The sequence below is a fragment of the Methyloversatilis sp. XJ19-49 genome, from assembly GCF_024580145.1.
Taxonomy (GTDB): Bacteria; Pseudomonadota; Gammaproteobacteria; order Burkholderiales; family Rhodocyclaceae; genus Methyloversatilis.
On record NZ_JANINI010000007.1, the window covers coordinates 128,594 to 146,355 of the forward strand.

The following is a 17,762-nucleotide window of genomic DNA, read 5'->3' on the forward strand; positions in this document are numbered from 1 at the left end:
TTTACGCGAACCCGTCATGACGCTGGCCAAGAGCTTCGAGCCGGCCGACATCGAACGCCGCTGGTACCCCGAGTGGGAATCGCGCGGCTATTTCGCTGCCGGTCTGGACACAGACACCCCGAACAAGCCCAATTTCTGCATCCTGCTGCCGCCGCCCAACGTCACCGGCACGCTGCACATGGGTCACGGCTTCAACCAGACCCTGATGGACGCGCTCACGCGCTACCACCGCATGCGCGGCGACAACACGCTGTGGCAGCCGGGCACCGACCACGCGGGCATCGCCACGCAGATCGTCGTCGAGCGCCAGCTCGACGCTCAGGGCATCTCCCGCCACGACCTCGGCCGCGAGGCCTTCGTGAAGAAGGTGTGGGAGTGGAAGGAATTTTCCGGCTCGACCATCACGCGCCAGATGCGCCGGCTGGGCACCTCGCCCGACTGGACGCGCGAACGCTTCACGATGGACGAAGGCCTGTCGAAGATCGTCACCGAAACCTTCGTCCGCCTGCATGAAGAAGGCCTGATCTACCGCGGCAAACGCCTCGTAAACTGGGACCCGGTACTGGGCACGGCCGTCTCCGACCTCGAAGTGGTGCAGGAAGAGGAAGCTGGTTCGCTGTGGCACATCCGCTATCCGCTGGCTGACGGTTCGGGCCATCTGACCGTCGCCACGACCCGTCCGGAAACCATGCTGGGCGACGTCGCCGTCATGGTGCATCCGGAGGACGAGCGCTACGCCGCGCTTATCGGCAAGACCGTGAAGCTGCCGCTGACCGATCGGGAAATCCCGGTCATCGCCGACGACTATGTCGATCGCGAATTCGGTACAGGCGTGGTCAAGGTGACGCCGGCGCACGACTTCAACGACTACGCGGTCGGCCAGCGACACGGATTGCCGATGATCAGCATCCTGACGCTGGACGCGAAGATCAACGAGCATGCGCCCGCGAAGTACCAGGGCATGGATCGATTTGCCGCGCGCAAGGCCATCGTCGCCGATCTCGAAGCGGCCGGCCTGCTGGACAAGACCGACAAGCACACGCTGAAGGTGCCGCGCGGCGACCGTACCAACGCGGTGATCGAGCCCATGCTGACCGACCAGTGGTTCGTCGCGATGAGCAAGCCGGGTGCCGACGGCAGAAGCATCACGCAGAAGGCGCTCGACGTGGTGGCCAACGGCGAAATCCGCTTCCATCCGGAAAACTGGGTGAACACCTACAACCAGTGGCTGAACAACATCCAGGACTGGTGCATCTCCCGCCAGCTGTGGTGGGGCCACCAGATTCCGGCCTGGTACGACGAGCAGGGCAATGTGTTTGTCGCGCACTCCGAAGCCGAGGCTTACCAGAAGTATTTCGAACACCTCGCGCAATCCAACCCCGACCTGAAGCGCCTCGCCGTCGCCACCGCGATGGCGCGCGAAATGTCCGGCGATACATTGCCCGAGGTCGGCCGCAACTACGCCATCAAGGAAAACCTGCCGCTTCTGAAGCGCGACGAGGACGTGCTGGACACCTGGTATTCGTCGGCGCTGTGGCCCTTCTCGACGCTGGACTGGACACCGGACTGGGAGCCTGGCAATCCGGACAAGAGCAATCCGGCGCTCGACCTCTACCTGCCGTCGTCGGTACTTGTGACCGGCTTCGACATCATCTTCTTCTGGGTGGCGCGCATGGTCATGATGACCACGCACATCACCGGGAAGATTCCGTTCCGCGATGTCTATGTGCACGGCCTGATCCGCGACGCGGAAGGCCAGAAGATGTCGAAGTCCAAGGGCAATGTGCTGGACCCGATCGACCTGATCGACGGCATCGCGCTTGACGACCTGGTAAAGAAGCGCACCACCGGCCTGATGAATCCGAAGCAGGCGGAACAGATCGAGAAGCGCACGCGCAAGGAGTTTCCGGACGGCATCCCCGCCTTCGGCACCGACGCGCTGCGCTTCACCTTCGCCTCGCTCGCCAGCCCCGGCCGCGACATCAAGTTCGACATGCAGCGCTGCGAGGGCTACCGCAACTTCTGCAACAAGCTGTGGAACGCCACCCGCTTCGTGCTGATGAACTGCGAAGGGCAGGACTGCGGGATGGCGCCGTGCAACGAAGACTGCGGCCCGGACGGCGCATTGCATTTCCAGGCGCCCGACCTGTGGATCGTCAGCGAATTGCAGCGCGTCGAAGCCGAAGTCGAGAAGCAGTTCGGCGACTACCGCTTCGACCTGGTGGCGCAGGCCATCTACCGTTTCGTGTGGGACGAGTACTGCGACTGGTATCTCGAACTGGCCAAGGTGCAGGTCCAGAACGGCACACCGGCGCAGCAGCGCGCCACGCGCCGCACCCTGCTGCGCGTGCTCGAAACCGTGCTGCGCCTGGCCCATCCGCTGATTCCGTTCATCACGGAAGAGCTGTGGCAGACGGTCGCACCGCTGGCGGCACGCAAGGAGGGCGATTCGATCCAGATCGTGCGCTATCCGCAGGCGGTGCCCAGCCGCATCGACGCGACGGCCGATGCCTGGGTGATCGAACTGAAGTCCATGGTCGACGCCTGCCGCAGCCTGCGTGGCGAAATGGGCGTATCGCCGGCGTTGAAGGTACCGCTGCTGGCCGCTGGCAATGTCGAGGCGATCACGGGCTACGCGCCCTACCTCGCGGCGCTCGCCAGGCTGAGCGAAGTACAGGCTGTCGGCGACGCGTTGCCGGCTTCGCCGGCACCGGTGCAGGTGGTTGGGGATTTCCGTCTGCTGCTGAAGATCGAGATCGACGTGGCCGCCGAGCGCGAGCGCATCGGCAAGGAAATCTCTCGGGTCAGCGGCGAGATCGCCAAGTGCGAAGCCAAGCTGGGCAACGAAAGCTTCGTCGACCGCGCGCCGGCCAATGTGGTCGAACAGGAGCGCAAGCGCATGACCGACTTTGGCGATCTGCTGGGCAAGCTGAAGGAGCAGCTCGGCCGGCTGGGCTGACGCGCAGATTCAAGTGTCCAGCGATCAGGGACCACTCACACAGTGGTCGGCACCGGACAGCCCCTCCCCACACAGGCCCTGTATGGCCAGCCAGCTCCTCAGGCGGCCATCCGCGGGGGTTTTTGTGGGAGCGGTGGCCCGTGAAAGCGGCTCTGTTGGGAGCAGCCCTGTGGGAGCGGCGGCCTCGCCGCGATACGCACTCTGCACAATGATGGTCACGGCACGATCGCGGCGAGGGCGGAGCGGGGGTTTCGGCGAGCACTGCTCGCCGCCCGCAGAGCCGGCCGGCCATGCAGGGCCGGCAGTGGATCGCCGCTCCCACAGGGCTGCTTTCACAGAAAATGGACGGCTGCTGCACCCGCGATTGGCAGATCGTCGCGGTCCGGTTTGGGGCGACCGCCCCTGTCGGCGAGGTGTCTTACTTGCGGCGCAGCAGGAAGGCGAATTCCTTGTTCGCGTCGCTGCTTTCGAGCAGCGTGTTGCCGGTCTGGCGTGCAAAGGCTTCGAAGTCGCGCACCGCACCGGGGTCGGTCGCGACCACGCGCAATACCTGGCCGCTGCTCATTTCTGACAGCGCCTTCTTCGTGCGCAGGATGGGCAGCGGACAGTTCAGGCCGCGCGCATCGAGTTCCTTGTCGAATTCCATGTCTGCTCCGGTCGCTTGGGTCGCGATGAAAGGGAGCGCGAGTTTACACCTGTCGGCCCGGGCCGGTGTTCACAGCCCGTCGCGCTTGAGTTCGGCCAGCTTCTCGCGCAGTTCACGCAACCGCGCGTCGACCACCGACTGTTGGTAAAAGTCGCCATCGGCAGCGCGTTGAGCGATCTCCAGCTGTTCGATCGCCGCCTGATACTGGCCATTGAGCGCGTAGGCTTCCGCCTGCGAGCGGTGCTGCGCCAGTCGCTGGTCGAGCAGCGCATGGCTGCGTGCCTGGTAGCGATACAGGCGCGGGTCCTGCGTATAAGCCAACACCTCGTCATTGATCAGTGCGAGTGCCTCGGCGGGTCGCCGGTCGGCGAGCAGCGCCTCGATCAGACCGTAGGTGAGCGCGCGCGAACGCGAACGCTTCAAACCGTCGCGAAAGCGCTCGATGGCGCCTTTGGCATCACCGGATTCGAGAAGGATCAGGCCGGCAAGATTGTCGAGCATCGGTGATTCGAAGCGCTCGGCACGCAGCCCGTCCACCTCTAGCTGCGCGCGGGCAAAATCGCGCTGGCGCAATGCGGCATGTGCCAGACCGAAACGCGCGGCGAGCCGGATGCTGCCTTGCACGTCGCGCAAGCGATTGTCGAATTCGGCCAGCGCCTCCCTTGCATCGCCTTCATAGGCGCGCAGCTTGGCGCGCACCAGAAGAAAATCGAGGCTGTCCGGCACCTGTCTGTAGGCGGTTTCCTCGATACGGGCGCTGGCGTCGGTGATGCGTTCGACCGTCAGCGGGTGGGTGCGCAGATAGGCCGGCGAATTGCTCTCGTAGAAGCGCGCCGAACGCTGCATGCGCTCGAAGAAGGCCGCCATGGCCCGGGTATCGAAGCCCGCGCTGTCGAGCATCTGCAGGCCGATGCGATCGGCTTCACGCTCGAAATCGCGCGTGTAGGCAAGTTGCGACGCGACCGTCGCCGCCTGGCCGGCGATCATGGCGCCCTGCGCAACCTGCGAATTGCCGCGCGCTGCCAGCACGGCGATGACGAGCGACGCCAGCGCGATGATGGTCGACTGACCGCGATTGGAAAACTGGCGCGCGATATGGCGTTGCGTCACGTGCGAAATTTCGTGCGCGATCACCGACGCCAGTTCGGATTCACTCTGCGCGGTGACGATGAGGCCGCTATGCACGCCGATGAAACCGCCCGGCCACGCGAAGGCGTTCAGGCTCGGATCGCGCAGCGCGAACAGTTCGAAGTCCTGCGTCGACCCGGGCAGTTTCTCGGTGAGCCGGTCGGCGAGATGATTGAGGTAACCGTTGATTTCCGGGTCATCGACGTACGCACGCTCGCGCACCCGCATGTCGCGCCACAACGCAAGGCCGATGCGATTCTCCAGCGCGGGTGACAGGTCAGCCTGAGCCGAGTCGCCCAGATCGGGCAGCGGTTGCGCGGGTACGGACAAGGGCAGCAGAAGGACGGCAACGACAGCGGTGCGCAGGCTGCGGCGGGTGAAGAAGTGACTCATGGCGATGCTATGATAACGAAGCGAAGTGAACGATCGTTCGGTTCCGGTATCCGGGCCTGTACCGTCGCTGCGCAGCCCGGACAGCCCGCTGCACGCCCGGCAGCCTACCGGGCGACTGCAGGGCGTCGCCTGCCATGTTCCACAGGCATTGCCAGACAGCCATCTTCACCCATTCACGCCCACGCACCCGATGTCATCGATTCCGGTTGGTTCGCACGCCCTGCTGCTGATTGAAGACGTGCCCGAGGATGTGAAGCTCATCACCACGGCACTGCGCACCATCGTGCCGGCCGACCAGATCAAGGTCGTACCGTCGGGCGAGGAAGCGCTCGACTACCTGTTCGGTCGCGGCAACTACGCCGGGCGCGATACGCGTTACCAGCCCGCGCTGATCATGCTGGACCTCACACTGCCGCGCATCAACGGCATGGAAGTGCTGCGCCTGGTGCGCGCCGATCCGCAGACGCATGTGTTGCCGGTGGTCGTCGTGTCCGCCTCCTCGCAGCAGCGAGACATCCGAACCGCGGCCCAGCTTGGCGCCAACAGCTTCGTCCGCAAGTCGCTCGACTTCGTGAGCTTTTCCGAAACGCTGACGCTGCTGGCCCGCTACTGGCTCGAATTGAACATCCAGCCGCCGCATCCGTCGGCGATGACGCGCTGAGGGCGCATACGATGAGTGCCGACAATCCCGCCCAGCTGACACATTTCGATGCCGAAGGCCAGGCCCACATGGTCGATGTCGGCGACAAGGCACACACCGCGCGCGTGGCGCGTGCCGCCGGGTCGATCACCATGCTGCCGGCCACCTTCGAACTGGTGCGCGATGGCACCGCGAAAAAGGGCGATGTACTGGGCGTGGCGCGCATCGCAGGCATCCAGGCTTCGAAGCGGACGTCCGACCTGATTCCGCTGTGCCATACGATCGCACTGACCAAGGTCAGCGTGGATTTCACGCTCGATGCAGCCGGCAGCGCGGTGCATTGCGAAGTCACCGCGCGCACCACCGGCCAGACCGGCGTCGAGATGGAAGCGCTGACTTCGGTCAGCGTAGCCTTGCTGACCATCTACGACATGTGCAAGGCGGTGGACCGCGGCATGCAGATCGGTGACATCCGTTTGCTCGAGAAGGCCGGCGGCAAATCGGGGCACTGGCAGGCGGACTGAATCGGGCCGCGCCGCCGCAAGGTGACGAAGCGGGGCAGTTTCGTTCTACCATCGGCGCCTTCCGGGCAGTGACGCCCGATGCGACAGGACAGTCATGGGCCGGGAAACGGAACTCAAGCTGGCGCTCGCCGAACACGGATGGCGTGCCTTCTCGCGGCATCCCCTGCTGCGCAAGGCGATCGCTGCGCCGCAGACGCACACCTTGCGCAACCTCTATTTCGACACGCCGGATTTTCGCCTGCGCGAGCAGCGCGCGGCGCTGCGGTTGCGCCGCGTCGGGCGGCGCTGGCTGCAGACGGTGAAATGCGCCAGCGCCGCCAGCGCCGGCCTGTCCTCCCGCCCGGAGTGGGAACAGCCCTTTACCGGCCAGTTCGATTTTTCGCAGGTCGATGACGCAGCGCTGCGCCGCCTGCTCGACGGGCTGCGTGACCGCGGCTTGCTGGCACAGGTATTCGAAACGAATTTCGAGCGGCGCGAATGGCGTTTCGCGGCGGGTGACGGCGAACTGCTGTTGATGGCCGACCGCGGCATGATCGAAGCAGCCGGGCGGCGCGACAGCATTTCGGAGCTGGAACTTGAATTGGCCGGAGCACCGATCGAAGCGCTGCTCGACCATGCCGACACCCTGGTGCGCACCCTGCCTCTGCGTGCCGAATCGCGCAGCAAGGCGCAGCGCGGATACGCACTGATCGAAGACAAACCATGTCAGCCGGTGCGTGCCACGCGTTCGCCGGTCGACCCAGAAGGCGGCGCGCAGGACGCCTTCCGCGCGGTCGCGCTGGACTGCATCCAGCACTATCAAGCCAACGAAGTCGGTGCGCTGCAGTCCGACGCGCCGGAATTCATTCACCAGATGCGGGTGGCGCTGCGCCGGCTGCGCAGTGCGCTGCGCCTGTTCGCGCCGGCGCTGCCTGAAGGCATGGCGGCCGATCTCGCGCTGCCGCTGCGCGCGCTTGCCGGTGATCTGGGTGAGCTGCGCGATCGGGACGTGCTGCAATCCGAACTGCTCGCGCCCGTGCTGTCCCACGACGCGCCCGATAATCTGCACGCACTCGATGGCGCGCTCCATGCCATCCGGCAGCAGGTGCGCGACCGCGTGCAGAAAGCGCTGCAGGACGGCCGGCAGGCACGTCTGATGATGGCGCTGCTGCGTGCGCTGCACGAACTTCCGCCAGACGGTGAAGGCAATCTGCGCACGCTGGCGCACAAGCGTCTGGCCCGTGCCCACGCGCGCATGGTCGATGGCTGCCGGCACGCGGCCGATGGCGACATCGGGGCGCTGCATGCGCTGCGCATCGACATCAAGCGGTTGCGCTACGCAATCGAATTCTTTGCGCCGCTGCTCGGGCCGCGCAAGACCAAACGGGCGATCGGCGCACTGATGCAGGCGCAGGAAGATCTCGGCTTCCTGAACGACCTGAGTCAGGCCGGTCCGCGCCTGCTCGCCGCCGCCGGCGACGACCCCGCACTCGTGGCGGCCGTGGCGTTGATTGCACGTCATCACCTGCCGCGCTACCGCAGGATCGTCAGCGATGCACCGAAACTGCTGAAACGCCTGTCGCGCATGCCTTTGCCACGCTGACATCGCCGTGCGTTCATTCCACTGTCACGCCCGGCGCCCACACTGCCGCGCGCCCTGAAAATGATGGAGGAGACAGACATGGAATTGATACTGTGGCGCCACGCGGAAGCGGTCGACACCCTGCCCGACGCGACACGCCGCCTGTCCGGCCGCGGCGAGCGCCAGGCCGCGCAGATGGCTGCATGGCTCAAGCCCCGGCTCCCGAAACAGACCCGCATTCTGGCCAGCCCGGCCACCCGCTGCCAGCAGACCGTGCAGGCGCTCGGCCTCGACTTCGAAACGTCCCGCCTGTTGTCGACCGACAGCTCGGTCGCCGACCTGATCGCCGCCTCCGAGTGGCCGACCGGCGGCGGCGCAGCGCTCATCGTCGGCCATCAACCCACGCTCGGCCAGCTCGCCGCCCTGCTGCTGTCCGGTCAGGAAGCGGACTGGACCGTGAAAAAGGGCGCGGTGTGGTGGTTCAGCAACCGGGTACGGGACGGGGAAACGCAGACGGTGCTACGCGCTTGCCTGGGCAGCGATCTGGTCGAAAACTGACTCGCTACATTGAAGGAAATACAACGCCCTGCAACCAGAACCGGGGCTGAAAATGTCCGGCGCCGGTCCGCTCGAACGTTTCTGTCTCCCACGCTTCCAGATTGGATAACTCGGGCCAGATCGCCCACCACAGGATCAGCATCATGGCCAGCGGCGCAAAGCGAAGTACTTTCCACAGATTCGACTGAAGGGCCGTGAGCCGGACGGGCGGTGACTGATTGAGCGATAGCAGCCAGGCCACCAGCACGACGAAGAGCAACTGGCTGTGCGGCGCACTCAGCAGACCGTCCAGTTGCGCCTCGATCAGCCCACCGACGATGCACATCCACAGCACCAACCGGATCGGATCCATTGAGGCCCCGGTTTCAATACGGCAACGCAGAAACTGCCGCCACAGCGCGCGAGCGGTTGCGGCGATGACCAGCAGCGCGAACGGCACACCCCACTCGTAAGCGAGCTGCAGCACGATGTTGTGCGTCGTGCTCGCGATGCCGTTGTTCGTCGCCGAAAACATCATCGGCCCGGCACCCAGCCAAGGCCGTTCGAGAATGCCCTGCCAGGCGCGGCGCCACAGTACATCACGGTTCGAAAGGCTGACCCCCTCGCGCAGGCGGTCCAGCGCATCGGTCGATGCCAGCCCGGTCACCCATGACGGCATCTGCACGAACAGCAACTGATGCAGCACATAACCCGCCGCGATGGCCAGTATGCCGCGCAACGCGACGCGCCTCGCCGCCGGACTGCACAGGGCGGTCAGCGCCAGCGTGACCGCCGCCGCCAGCCAGGTCGCCCGGGTGCCGGAAAAGTAGGCGAGAGACCACCACAGCGCCGCAAGCACGAACAGCAGCCCGGGCAACCATCGCACGAACGACGGCGCAAGCTCGTCGAACAGCCGCGGACGCAGCAGAAGCAGCGGCCAGGACAGCGTGACCCAAGCACCGAAAAAGCGCGGATTGATGAAGCCTTCGAAGAAACTGAACGGGTCGGGCAGCAGGCCGCTGGCGAGCGACGCTGCGAGCCAGAGTAGCGAATTGGCGACATAGAGGGCGATCGACAGCTGCGCGCTCAGCAGCAGTGCATCGGATAGCCTGGCAATGCGGATCACCTCGGCCCACCAGATTGCAACGATGATCAGCAATGCGAGGGTGAGGGATTCGACGAGTACCGGGCGCAGCGAAACGCCGTGGATGGCCACCACGGCAAGCAGCACTAGAGCGACAAGTGCATGCGCCCGGCACAGACGCGGCGCACTGCGAAACGGCAAGAAAGGCAGGAATACGGTGGACAGCGTGAGGCCGATCAATTCCATCAGGCGCTGATGGTCATACCAAGATTGCGGGTACTCAAGTTTCAATACAAGAAGAATCTCGAATCCAGCCAGCAGAAACACGAGCGCCAAAATTAGGTCGCGGGCGTTCGGCCCAGCTTGTTGCGATTGCTGTTGTTGAGTTTGCGTCAAGTGAGTGATTGATGTCGTCATCGAGGTCAACAAAAAAGGGGGACTCTCGATGAGCCCCCCCCCCTTTCATACCGCGGCGAAATTAACTTCCAGCTGGGTACGACTTCGTAATTGCTGCCGTCGCAACCGCATTGGTGATGTTGGCCGTGGAACTCGCCCACGTGATGCTAGCTGCACCCGCCGTAGCCGTCGGGTTAAGTGTGATGGTGCTCGAACTAGAAATGCCGGAACCGATACCATCCTTCAACGCAATCACGATCGTGCCGTCAGTGGTCGTTACTCCGCTCACTTCATTGGTGACAAGGTCAGTCGGAATATTGAACGAACCTTCGTCGCATACCGACTCGTCACCACCATTTTCCTGGATACAAACGCCGACTGCGGTCTTGATGGAGCTGATCGAAGCAAGAACGCTCTGAACCTTCGCCCGGACCGTGTAGTCCTGATACTGCGGAATCGCGATCGCCGCGAGAATACCGATGATGGCAACCACGATCATCAGTTCGATCAGCGTAAAGCCTTGTTGAACCTTCTTCATATCACTCTCCTGGAATTTGAACGGAACGGGCGCCTGTGCGCTCAGGGTGATATCGAGCAAGGCGGGTGCCAGCTTTAGCGATTTTTTACAAACCGTTGAATTATTTAATTTTTTATTTCCGAACGTGCTGACACAGTTCGCAACAGATGCCTGCGTGCTGACGTGCACAGGCATCATGTGACGGAAATTGTCAGTTCAGGGCTGGAAGCCGGGGATGGACGACAGGTCGACGTCGTCGATCTGTTCCGGGTCGAGGAAAGTTTCGGCGTACTTGAGATACACCTGTCGGCGCACGAACACGTCGAACAGGTCGGGGTCGATGTGGCCGTTCAGACGGAACTTGCCGAGGATGTGCAGGGCTTCCGACAGTCGCATCGGGCGCTTGTACGGCCGGTCCTTTGCGGTCAGCGCTTCGAATATGTCGGCGATGCCCATGACCCGCGCCTGCACGCTCATCTGGTCGCGCGCCAAGCCGCGTGGATAGCCCTTGCCGTCCATGCGTTCATGATGACCGCCGGCATACTCGGGCACATTGGTCAGATGGCGCGGCCAGGGCAGTGCTTCGAGCATGCGTATCGTCGATACGATGTGATAGTTGATGATTTCCCGCTCGGCACCGGTCAGCGTGCCTGCGCGTATGGTCAGATTTTCGACTTCTTCCTCGCTCAGGCAGGACCGTTCCGAGCCCTGTGAATCGGTCCAGCGCCAGCGGTGGGCGATCGCATGGACCCGCTCGACGTCGGCGTCGCTCATGCGTTCGGAACCGATGTTGGCGTGATGCAGGAAGGCACGGTCTTCGTCGATGTCGCGCAGCCGGTCGGCACCGTGACGCTCGATCTGGGCAAGCACGGCCGGCGAGGCATTGAGGCCGGCAGCGAAGCGGCTGTTGAGTGTGGCCAGTTCGATGTCGCGCCGGATCAGTTCGAAGCGGGTGTCGATCAGTTCGATACGGTCGAAAATGGTCTGCAGCTTGGTGGCCTTGTCGACCACGTGCACCGGGGTCGTGACCTTGCCGCAGTCGTGCAGCAGACCGGCGATCTTCAGTTCGTAGCGGTCGGCTTCGGTCATCGTGAAGCCGGCGAGCGGGCCATCCTGCGTGTCATTCACGGCTTCGGCCAGCATCATCGTGAGCGTCGGCACGCGCTGGCAGTGGCCGCCGGTGTACGGCGACTTCTCGTCGATCGCGTTGTTGATCAGCGTGATGAAGGATTCGAACAGCGCTTCGAGCTGGCTCACCAGCTGGCGGTTGGTCAGCGCGATGGCGGCCTGCGAGGCCAGGGATTCGGCCAGCTGGCGGTCCGAGCCGGAAAAGATGCCGACGGCGCCGGTGACCGGATGCACGGCGTTGATCAGCTGCAGCACGCCGATCACCGCACCCTCGTGGTTCATCATCGGCACGGTCAGGAAGCTGGTCGAACGGTAGCCGGTCCGGGCGTCGAAGGCGCGCGTGCCGGAAAAGTCGAAACCTTCTGCACGGTAGGCATCTGCGATGTTGACCGTCTGCCCCTTCAGCGCGCTGTAAGCCGCCACCATGGACAGGTTGGGTGAGCCGTCTTCGAGGTGCAGCGGCAGCGGCGGAAAGGCGATCGGCGTGCCGGTCGTGCCGCCCATCGCAATGCCCAGCGAGTCGGTACGCAGTATTTCGAAGCGCAGGTGCTCGCCCGCTTCGTCGATGCGGTACAGCGTACCGCCGTCGGCATGGGTGATGGTTTTGGCCGCCAGCAGGATCTTCTCGAGCAGCGCATCGATGTTGCGCTCGTTGGACAGCGCGCTGCCGATCTCGTTGAGCTGTTCCAGGCGCCGCAGCAGATCGTCGAGTGTATCCATGGCGTGCGTTCCGGTCAGTGCCCGCGGCCTACTTGATGCAGACCGCGCGAACCTGCTTCATGTCGGTCGCGCCCGACAAGACCTTTTCCATGCCATCCATCTTCAGTGTGCGCATGCCTTCCTGCAGCGCGGTCGCCAGCATGGTGGCCACGCGCTCGCGCTCCTGGATGTTCTTCTTGATTGCGTCGGTACCGATCATCAGCTCGTGCAGGCCGAGCCGCCCGCGGTAGCCGGTTTCACCGCACTCCGGGCACCCTTTGGCACGGTAGAGCGTGAAGCGGCCCTTGTCGTCGGCATACGCCTTTTTCCACTCATTGAAGATGCGCTCCATCGCGCCTTCGGCATCGACCACGAAATCGGGCGTACTGCGCATTTCCTCGCTGTACTCCTGCAGGAAATGCTTCATCTCGTCGTCGCTCGGGTGCCAGGCTTCCTTGCAAACCGGGCACAGCCGCTTGGCAAGACGCTGAGCGAGCACGCCCAGCAAAGCATCGGCGAAGTTGAACGGGTCCATGCCCATGTCGAGCAGGCGCACGATGGATTCCGGTGCGCTGTTGGTGTGCAGCGTCGAGAACACGAGGTGACCGGTGAGCGAAGCTTCGATGCCGATCGCCACGGTTTCCTTGTCGCGCATTTCACCAACCATGATCACGTCCGGGTCAGCCCGCAGGAAGGCGCGCATGATGGCCGGAAAGTCCAGCCCCGCCTTCTTGTTGATCTGTACCTGCCGCAAGCCCTTCTGCGTGATTTCCACCGGATCTTCGGCGGTCCATATCTTGGTTTCCGGCGTATTGATGTGGCCGAGTATGGAATGCAGCGTGGTGGTCTTGCCGGAGCCGGTCGGGCCGCAGACGAAAAACAGGCCGTAGGGCTTGCTGACAGCGTCCTTCAGCCTGGCGAGGTTGACCGGCAGCACGCCCAGCTTGTCCATCGGAATCGGCTCGCCGGCCGCCAGGATACGCATCACGACATCCTCGACGCCGCCGGCCGAAGGGATCGTCGCGACCCGCAGTTCGATGTCGAGCGGACCGAACTTGCGGAACTTGATCTTGCCGTCCTGTGGTTTGCGACGCTCGGAAATATCGAGATCGCACATGATCTTCAGACGCGTGACCAGCGCGCTCCGGTAGCTGGCGGGCACTTCGATGTAGGGGTGCAGCGTGCCGTCCTTGCGGAAGCGCACGTGGGTCTTGTCCTTGCCCGGACGCGGTTCGATGTGGATGTCGGACGCGCCCTGCTGGTAGGCATCGATGATGATCTTGTTCACCAGCCGCACCAGTTCGTTGTCGGCGGCAGCGCTGACGTCGTCATTGCCGGAGTCCTGCGCGGATTCGTCCTCGCCCAGCATGTCCGACAGCAGGTCGCCGACGCTGGTTTCGTCCATCGTCGAGCCGTAGAACTGGTCGAGCGTCTGCACGAATTCCTTCGTCGTGGTGACGCGGAACAGCAGCTTGGACTTCGGGAAGATGTTGTTGACGACGCGCGCGCCCTTGACCTTTTCCGGGTCGAGCGCCATGACGACGATGCCGTCCTTGCCCTCTTCCACCGGCACCCACTGCTGCTCCTCGAGATACTCGCGCTTCAGATTCTTGATCAGGTCGAACGGCTTGATGCGTTCCGGCCGGAAGTGTTCGTAGGCGACACCGAAGAACTTGGAAAGCGATGCACCGATCGCCTGCTGCTTGACCTGGAAGTCGCGCGCCAGCACGTCCTCGACATCGACGCCCTTGCGCCTTGCCGCACGCGACGCCAGATCGAACTCCTGCGGCGACATGACGCCATCGACCACCAGGTAGTCGTATTTCGACTTCACGACGTGGGTGACCCGATTGCGCTGCTGGAAGGCAACCGCCAGCGTGTGCGCCATACTGAGCAAGCCTTCTTCGGCAAGTGCCGAGAATGGCTGGCCGGACTTGTTGTTGATCAGCTGGACGACTCCGAGCAGGTCCTTCTTTTCCGGATCGAGAATGGGTGCGACCAGCATCTGCTTGGTGCGGTAGCCCGTCTTCTTGTCGACGCCGTCGAGGAAACGCAGGCTGGGCGAGTGCGACTTCAACTCCTCTTCGTCGTACACGTCGCGCAGATTCAGCAGCTGGCGGCTCATGCCGACGAAACCCGCCACGGACTGCTCGGTCAGCGGCAACCTGAGATCCTTGAAGGAATTGAGGCCGGTCTTGACCTTGGACACGATAGTGGACTTGTCTTCGCCCAGCACGTAGATCGTGAGGCGATCGGCATTGAACAGCGCAGAAATTTCCTGCGACAGCTCAAGCATGATTTCGTCGATGTTCGTGGTGGCGTGAATCTTCGTCGTGACGCCCTGAAGATTCTTGAAGAAGGCCAGCCGGCTCGATACATCGCTCATGGCGCCCAGATCACTCGCCGGCGGCATCACTGCACTCATTCGATCACCTCGTTTCCGCCGGCCGGCGCACACCGCGCGACGGCGTCGCGCAGATGTGCTGAAAGCAGGTCAGAAGTCGAAAACATGATTGTTGCGCAACATGCGGGGTTGGAGTGCGCCCAATGTTTCGGCGATCTCGCGCATGGTCATGATCATCTGGCTTGGTTTCAGATGCGTGATGTAGATTTCGGCAGGATGTTCCAGTTTCTGGAGCTCGCTCGCCAGCATGTCCGGGCACAGGTGGCGCGACATCACCGCCAGTTGGCGGTCACGGTCCGGAAAGGCGGTTTCGATGATGAGATAGCGCAGATCGGGCAGTGCATTGACCGCCGACCAGAATTCGTCACACACCGTGGTATCGCCGGAAAACGCCAGCGTGCCACCCGCTGAACGCACGGCGTAGCCAACGGCTGGAACGGTGTGTTGCGCGGGCAGCACCCGGATGGCGCGGCCGCCCAACTCGATCTCGTCGCCGACTCGCAGTTCGCGAAAGCGCATGAATGGCTTCTCGGCGGACGGAATCTCGGTGAAATCGGGCCAGATCGACCAGTTGAAGATGTGGCGGCGCAGGACTTCCAGCGTCGGGCCGGTTGTCCATACGGTCAGCGGCGTGTCACGCAACTCACCTACGGTGTCGACCATCAGCGGCAGACAGGCGATGTGATCGAGATGGCTGTGCGTGACGAACACATGATCGATGCGCGAAAGCTCGGCGATTGAAAGGTCACCCACGCCGGTGCCGGCGTCGATCAGGATGTCGTTGTCCACGAGCAGCGAGGTGGTACGCAGATTTGCACCACCGATACCGCCACTGCAACCGAGCACCCTTATCCTCATCAGTTCCTGATCCAGAAAACTCTACTTCGTTTCAAATGTCCGCACGCCGTCCCAATCCTTCCCGGGCGGGTGGCGGCGGTAATCGGCAATCTGTTCGGCGTACAGCCGGTATAGTCCGCAGTCCGGCGCAATGCGCTGCAGATTGAACAAGGTCAGTTCAGCCTGATCCCACTCCTGGCCGCGGAACTGTCGCAACGCCAGATTCCACAACTTAAGTTCTTCGACCCGACTGCGGTCGAATTCGCTCTCGAAGGCGAGCGGTTCGAAAATCGATACCGGCTCGTCCTTGCCCTTCACCCGGACCCGGTCGATCTCGCGAAAGACGACATCCTTGACCGCACGTCGCGTCGCCTCGCCAACCAGTACGCCAACGCCGTACTGCTTGGTCAGCCCCTCGAGGCGGGACGCCAGATTCACCGCATCGCCCATGACAGTATAGGCTTTGCGTACCGGTGACCCCATGTCGCCGACCGTCATCGGGCCGGTGTTCAGACCCACGCCTATCTTCAGTTCCGGCCAGCCACGCGCCATCAGCGAGCGGTTCAGATCGGCCAGCGCCGCATGCATGCGCAACGCAGCGGCCACGGCGTGCCGGGCATGTTCGGGGTCATCGACCGGCGCACCCCAGAACGCCATGATCGCGTCACCGATGTATTTGTCGAGCGTCCCACGCTGATCCTGAATCACTGCAGTCATTGCGCCCAGGTAATCGTTCATGAGCTGTGTCAATTGTTTCGGTTCGAGACCTTCCGAAATGCTGGTAAAGCCCCGGATGTCCGAAAACAGAACGGTCAGCTCGGCGTTTCTCCCCTCCATGCTGTAGTGCTCGGGGTTGCGGCTCATCTCCTCGACCAGTTCGGGCGGCACGTACTGCCCGAACATGCGGGTGAATTGGCGCTTCGAACGTGACTCGAAGAAGTAGCCGTACGACATGTTAAGCGCATAAAGCCCGACCACGAGCAGCACCGATGCCGCCAGCGGCAGAACGAAGTCGGCAAACTGCCAGAACGCGAAGTTCATGCCGACCAGTGCGAGCAACGCGCCACCGGCAAGCAGCGTCGCGTACTGAGGCGAGAGCCGCGGCAGCGACCAGATGAGCAGGCCGCCGATCGCGAGCAGCACGACCACATCGAACCCGGTGACGTACTGCGGGCGATGCTTGATGCGGCCATCGAGCATGCCGGCGATCAGGTTGGCGTGAATTTCCACCCCCGGGTAGGTGCTGCCGACGGGCGTGGCACGCAGGTCAAGCAGCCCGGGCGCGGTGGTACCGAGCAGCGCGATCCGCCCCTTCAATGCATCGACTGGCGTGCGGCCGGCGAGCACATCGGCCAACGAGTGGTATGCAAAACTGCCTTGCAGGCCGCGATAGGGGATCAGCGCGGCCACGTTCTCGTCGACCGGTACCCGCAAGGTGCCCTTGCTGGTCGTCATTTCCAGCCATTCGAGTCCGGCGTAGTCCCGACTGGCTGAAGAGAAAAAGCCGCTTTCGGCGTATCCCGGTGCCAGCTTCGGACTGCCGAGCAGCGTGCGGACGATGGCGAGCGACAGCGATTCGTAATAAGCGCCCTGGTGCTCGACCAGCATCGGTACGCGCCGGTTCAGACCATCGAAATCGGGCAGCGGATTGAAGTGGCCGGCGCCGAGCGCCTCCTGCTGGAAACGCGGCAGATTGGCACCAAAGCTGTTGAAGGTCGCAAATGCGATGTTGCGGCCACGGAAGGTGCCGGCCGGCAAGACCGGCTCCGGCAGCGCGCCGCTGTTCAGACCATCTTCGCGGTTGCCGAAGTAGTAGCCCAGCAGGACGGGCCGGTTCTTGAGAGAGGCCGCAAACCGCTGGTCGTAGTCGAGTTGCGGCCTCAGCGTGTCGAGCGATGCACGGAAATCCGCGTTGTCGGCGAGCGCGCCCTGCGCCAGACCTTCCAGCGCCGGCAGCCCCGAACTGGTGTCCGGCTCGGCAAAAACAACGTCGACGCCGAGCAGGCTGACGCCGTAGTGGTCGAACAGCAAGTCCATCAGCACCGCAAGCCGCTCCCGCCCCCATGGCCAACGCCCGACTTCAGTCAACGATTTCTCGTCGATGTCGAGAATGACCACCCGGTCATCGATGCCGCCCGGCATCGTCAGCGACAGCTTGGTGTCGTAGGCGATGTGATCAAGGTTGCCCAGCACCGGAATCTGGTACAGGCGGGCAGCATGGCCAAGGAGGAGAAGCAGGAACAGCAGGCCGATGCCGTAACGCAGCGCGTTCTGGTTCATTGCGGACGTCCGGCAACGCACCCCGGCCC

At 63.4% G+C, this 17,762-nt stretch carries 13 protein-coding genes; 5 read left to right on the forward strand and 8 right to left on the reverse strand.

Features of this window, described 5'->3' with window-relative positions:
• Positions 1-16 precede the first annotated feature (16 nt).
• Positions 17-2,959 carry a valine--tRNA ligase gene (locus NMQ16_RS10245; RefSeq protein ID WP_257080463.1) on the forward strand — a complete coding sequence of 981 codons (2,943 nt, stop codon included), beginning with the start codon at positions 17-19 and terminating at the stop codon, positions 2,957-2,959.
• A 418-nt stretch (positions 2,960-3,377) separates the two neighbouring features.
• Here NMQ16_RS10245 and NMQ16_RS10250 read toward each other — a convergent pair whose 3' ends face one another.
• Entirely contained in the window at positions 3,378-3,605 is a 228-nt protein-coding gene (locus NMQ16_RS10250; protein ID WP_069039466.1) for a sulfurtransferase TusA family protein, read from the reverse strand.
• Positions 3,606-3,674: 69 nt separating this feature from the next.
• Positions 3,675-5,126, reverse strand: a complete 1,452-nt coding sequence (locus NMQ16_RS10255; protein ID WP_257080466.1) for a M48 family metalloprotease — start codon at positions 5,124-5,126, stop codon at positions 3,675-3,677.
• Positions 5,127-5,316: 190 nt separating this feature from the next.
• On the opposite strand from NMQ16_RS10255, the gene NMQ16_RS10260 reads away from it, so the two are divergent.
• The 4 genes from NMQ16_RS10260 (at position 5,317) to NMQ16_RS10275 (ending at position 8,409) form a co-directional block, all read left to right on the forward strand.
• Positions 5,317-5,787: a response regulator gene (locus tag NMQ16_RS10260; protein WP_306441788.1), complete on the forward strand. Its 471-nt coding sequence runs from the start codon at positions 5,317-5,319 to the stop codon at positions 5,785-5,787.
• A gap of 11 nt (positions 5,788-5,798) precedes the next feature.
• Positions 5,799-6,290, forward strand: a complete 492-nt coding sequence (gene moaC / locus NMQ16_RS10265) for a cyclic pyranopterin monophosphate synthase MoaC (RefSeq protein WP_257080469.1) — start codon at positions 5,799-5,801, stop codon at positions 6,288-6,290.
• Positions 6,291-6,384: 94 nt separating this feature from the next.
• Positions 6,385-7,872 (forward strand): CYTH and CHAD domain-containing protein, encoded by a 1,488-nt coding sequence (locus NMQ16_RS10270; protein WP_257080471.1) that lies wholly within the window; start codon positions 6,385-6,387, stop codon positions 7,870-7,872.
• A gap of 78 nt (positions 7,873-7,950) precedes the next feature.
• A complete protein-coding gene (locus NMQ16_RS10275; RefSeq protein WP_257080472.1) occupies positions 7,951-8,409 on the forward strand; it encodes a histidine phosphatase family protein in 459 nt (152 codons plus the stop codon).
• A gap of 4 nt (positions 8,410-8,413) precedes the next feature.
• Here the strand turns inward: NMQ16_RS10275 and NMQ16_RS10280 are convergent, their stop codons facing one another.
• The 6 genes from NMQ16_RS10280 to NMQ16_RS10305 form a co-directional block, all read right to left on the reverse strand.
• The gene (locus NMQ16_RS10280) at positions 8,414-9,889 is read right to left on the reverse strand and encodes an O-antigen ligase (protein ID WP_257080473.1); all 1,476 of its coding nucleotides are present in this window, start codon (positions 9,887-9,889) and stop codon (positions 8,414-8,416) included.
• Between the two features lie 61 nt (positions 9,890-9,950).
• The gene (locus NMQ16_RS10285) at positions 9,951-10,580 is read right to left on the reverse strand and encodes a prepilin-type N-terminal cleavage/methylation domain-containing protein (protein ID WP_306441775.1); all 630 of its coding nucleotides are present in this window, start codon (positions 10,578-10,580) and stop codon (positions 9,951-9,953) included.
• 21 nt (positions 10,581-10,601) lie between these two features.
• A complete protein-coding gene (locus tag NMQ16_RS10290) occupies positions 10,602-12,233 on the reverse strand; it encodes an HD domain-containing phosphohydrolase (RefSeq protein WP_257080475.1) in 1,632 nt (543 codons plus the stop codon).
• 28 nt (positions 12,234-12,261) lie between these two features.
• The gene (locus NMQ16_RS10295; RefSeq protein WP_257080476.1) at positions 12,262-14,637 is read right to left on the reverse strand and encodes a GspE/PulE family protein; all 2,376 of its coding nucleotides are present in this window, start codon (positions 14,635-14,637) and stop codon (positions 12,262-12,264) included.
• Between the two features lie 69 nt (positions 14,638-14,706).
• A complete protein-coding gene (locus NMQ16_RS10300; RefSeq protein ID WP_257080477.1) occupies positions 14,707-15,474 on the reverse strand; it encodes an MBL fold metallo-hydrolase in 768 nt (255 codons plus the stop codon).
• Positions 15,475-15,495: 21 nt separating this feature from the next.
• Entirely contained in the window at positions 15,496-17,733 is a 2,238-nt protein-coding gene (locus NMQ16_RS10305) for a CHASE2 domain-containing protein (protein ID WP_257080478.1), read from the reverse strand.
• Positions 17,734-17,762 lie beyond the last annotated feature (29 nt).